The sequence below is a fragment of the Acinetobacter sp. UBA2063 genome (assembly GCF_002333245.1).
GTDB classification, from domain to species: Bacteria; Pseudomonadota; Gammaproteobacteria; order Pseudomonadales; family Moraxellaceae; genus Acinetobacter; species Acinetobacter parvus.
In genome coordinates this window covers 1-3,105 of the sequence record NZ_DDAH01000239.1, presented here as the reverse complement: position 1 = coordinate 3,105, position 3,105 = coordinate 1, and the positions used below count along the sequence as shown (strand labels likewise).

Here is a 3,105-nt window from a genome sequence, read left to right as displayed (position 1 = left end):
TTGAACCAATCTACCCAATTTAATGTCGCAAGTTGTACATCTGCTAAACCTTGCCAATCTGCTTTTAAATATTCAATCACCTCTGTTTTGTATAAGCCATTCACCGTTTCAGCCAAAGCATTATCGTATGAATCACCTGTCGTACCGACTGATGCTCGTAAATTTGCTGCTTCTAAACGATGGGTATACCGAATCGAAAGATATTGAACACCTCTATCAGAATGATGAATCACATTCTTTGGCATGCCTCGATCGTGCAATGCTTGCTCCAGTGCATCGAGCACCATATCTGTATTCATGCGTGTCGATACTTTCCATCTAACAATTGCTCGTGAGAAGACATCAATAATAAAGGCGGTATAGACCCAGCCTGAATGAGTTTGAATATATGTAAAGTCACTCACCCGAGAAGCGCTGCTTCGCAAGGGTCAGGATGATCAGCATTAAAATTACGTTTCACTAAATCATCTGCTCGTTTTTGGTAATCTCGGTTACGAGTAGTTTGTTTATTCTTACCACGCCAAACACCTTGTATACCTAGCTTCTGCATCAATCGAGCAACTGTACAACGTGCAATAATACAGCCTTCACGTTTCAGTTGTTGCCAGACTTTACGTACACCATACCGACCTGAACTTTCCTTCCAAATTCGTTTAATCTCCTCAGCATGATGCAGGTCATGCAGATCCCGTTTCGCTCGATATTCCCTTGCGAAGCAATGCTTCTCATCTGCGAGATCTAGTGTTCGACAATAGGTAGAAGCAGCGATTGGTAAAATCCTACAAATCGCTTCAACACCATATCGATCTTTATTTTTTTATGGATATAATCCACCATTATTTGTGTAGGGGGGCGAGCTCCGCCTGGGCGAAAAAAGCGGCTGCTTTGCGTAGAATTTCATTGGCACGTTGCAGCTCTTTATTTTCACGTTCGAGCTGTTTAATACGTTCTTGATCTGAAAGCTGCTGTACTTAAACTGGATTTTGTTGATCCAAATATTTTTGATGCCAGGAACGTAGTGTTTCAGGGGTACAACCAATTTTAGGTGCAATTGCTGTGATTGCAGCCCAAGTAGAAGGATAATCTTTTTCGGATTCAATCAATAATTGAACCGCTCTGTCTCTGATTTCAGGAGTATATTTTGGTTTTGTCATTGGGACATTCTCTCAAGAAAAATGGTCTCCGACAAACCCGGTACGGTTCACTTTGTAAAAGCTATTTAGTGCAATAAATTGATATTATGCTCAATCCTATTTTGGATCATTTGGATAGTCTCTGCTTGAATTTGTCCAGGTAATAGATCATGAGCGATATTGCTGAATCGGATTGCAACCTTACAAATCGAACTAATAATTTCATCGACTTCTTGGGCAGAAAGTTCCGCTTCCTGAGTACCAAGTTTTACAAGAGCTTGTCGAGGAATATCCAGTGCCTCACCCATGATATCCATTTGATGATATCCACCTGGCCCTTCACAGAAAGTAACATCATAGGCAGGGGATAGTTTCCATTGCCCATTTTGGGACATCAGAAATGAAAAGTTTTTGCAATGATCATCTCGATTATTGAAGACTACATTGAAAACAGCTCGCTTGAATGCAATTGCTTTTTCGCGAACATCATTGGTGCAAAAGTGTGCAGCGCGAAGAAAGTTACTGTAGTCTAAACTCCCTGGTGATTTAAAATCAGCTCCGGTGAAGGCCGCTAAACTTTGCATAGGGATACGCATGCCATCGTGGCGGTCAAATCTCTTTGATGCAAATGCGGTTAATCCATTCGGAAGAGTAAAATATTGAGTGTCAGGGGTATCAATATGACAATGACGCAAACATTCTGCATAAACAGCTTCAATTGCACAAACTTCAGGATGCTCTTGCTGAGCGGGAAATTTGATCAGCCAAGCTTCATGTTGATGTGAGCTAACTGTTGAGAATTCGTTGGTGACAGGATCACGATAGATGAGCGCTTTTGGCCTTGCACCTTGTGGAGATCCACCCATAATTAATAAATGCTGTAAAAATTCTGCACCTTCTCCTTTGAGAACTTCCTGAACTTCTTGAGCGAGTTTAATCAGTGGGATATTTTCAGTTAATGCGAACTCAGTTGCTGAAGGTTCAAAGGATAATGCTCCCATCGCATGTGTATTAATATACGTGAGTCTTTCTAATGGCCCAATCCGCGCAGGATTGAATCCATTTTTTTTAAATAAGCGATCCATAAGAAGCATGCCCCAACCATCGGGCAAGGCATCATATGTAGGACCTGGCAATCCCATTTGATGTGCAGGAAAGTTCGTTCTTAATGAGTCACCTTTTAACGGAAGTAGGTAAGAGGAAAGTTCTAAACCTTTACTGATCGCTTCTGGACTGTATTCAAAGGCGATTAATGGCCGACCTGTGATTGCGGTTGAGGAGACCAGTGTACCCCAAAGCCAATATTCACCCCATCCATTGTAGTAAACATTAAGTTTTTTGAGCATGGACTTATTTCCTTTTGATACGTTGGCGAGCCGTATTGCTCTCATAGCGGAGAATGTCATTTACACTGTTTAAATGAGGTTTAAAGAGTTCCTCTAATTCTTTTAATCGGCCTAATACCATGGCAACACGTACTAAATTTTCAAATGAAACATTTCGACCAGCTTCCAGATTAGATACTGTATTCACACTAACACCAGCACGTGTAGCGACGTCTGCCTGAGTCATTTCCAGATAAAGTCGTTCTTTGCGAAGCCTTTCACATAATGAAGTAACAACCTCTTCAGGTTTTTTGAATTTTAAATCCATAATATTGTATCTTATGTCTATATATATGTATTAAACCACAAAATAATGGAGTTATTAACTTTGCTCGTTAATCGGTAATGAGGTGATTTATGGGCTGATTAGATCCTATTAGATTAAAGAAGTCCAATTAGATATTTAAAATCTAAAGGAATCTAATACGTAAGCGTCCGCTGAACCCCATAGCTATTTTTTAATTCGATTCAGGTTTCCAGCGGTGTGGCAGTAATTCTTCTATTTGGGTCACTTTATGTGTGGGCAACCTTTTCAGCACATCACTTAAATAGGCATACGGATCAAGCCCATTCAGCTTTGCTGACTG

At 40.5% G+C, this 3,105-nt stretch carries 3 protein-coding genes, 1 pseudogene and 1 other annotated feature; all 4 genes and pseudogenes read right to left on the bottom strand.

Features of this window, described 5'->3' with window-relative positions:
* A pseudogene (locus B4H32_RS11460) lies at nt 1-1,154 on the bottom strand (IS3 family transposase); the annotation flags it as partial.
* Nucleotides 761-879, bottom strand: a sequence feature (AL1L pseudoknot). It overlaps the preceding pseudogene by 119 nt.
* Before the next feature lie 65 nt (nt 1,155-1,219).
* Nucleotides 1,220-2,479 carry a type II toxin-antitoxin system HipA family toxin gene (locus B4H32_RS11455; RefSeq protein WP_004681116.1) on the bottom strand — a complete coding sequence of 420 codons (1,260 nt, stop codon included), beginning with the start codon at nt 2,477-2,479 and terminating at the stop codon, nt 1,220-1,222.
* 4 nt (nt 2,480-2,483) lie between these two features.
* On the bottom strand, nt 2,484-2,786 hold the full coding sequence (locus tag B4H32_RS11450) for a helix-turn-helix transcriptional regulator (RefSeq protein WP_004681114.1): 303 nt from the start codon (nt 2,784-2,786) through the stop codon (nt 2,484-2,486).
* 190 nt (nt 2,787-2,976) lie between these two features.
* Nucleotides 2,977-3,105 (bottom strand): transposase domain-containing protein (locus B4H32_RS11445; RefSeq protein WP_286803151.1); only part of this gene is annotated, 129 nt, incomplete at its 5' end.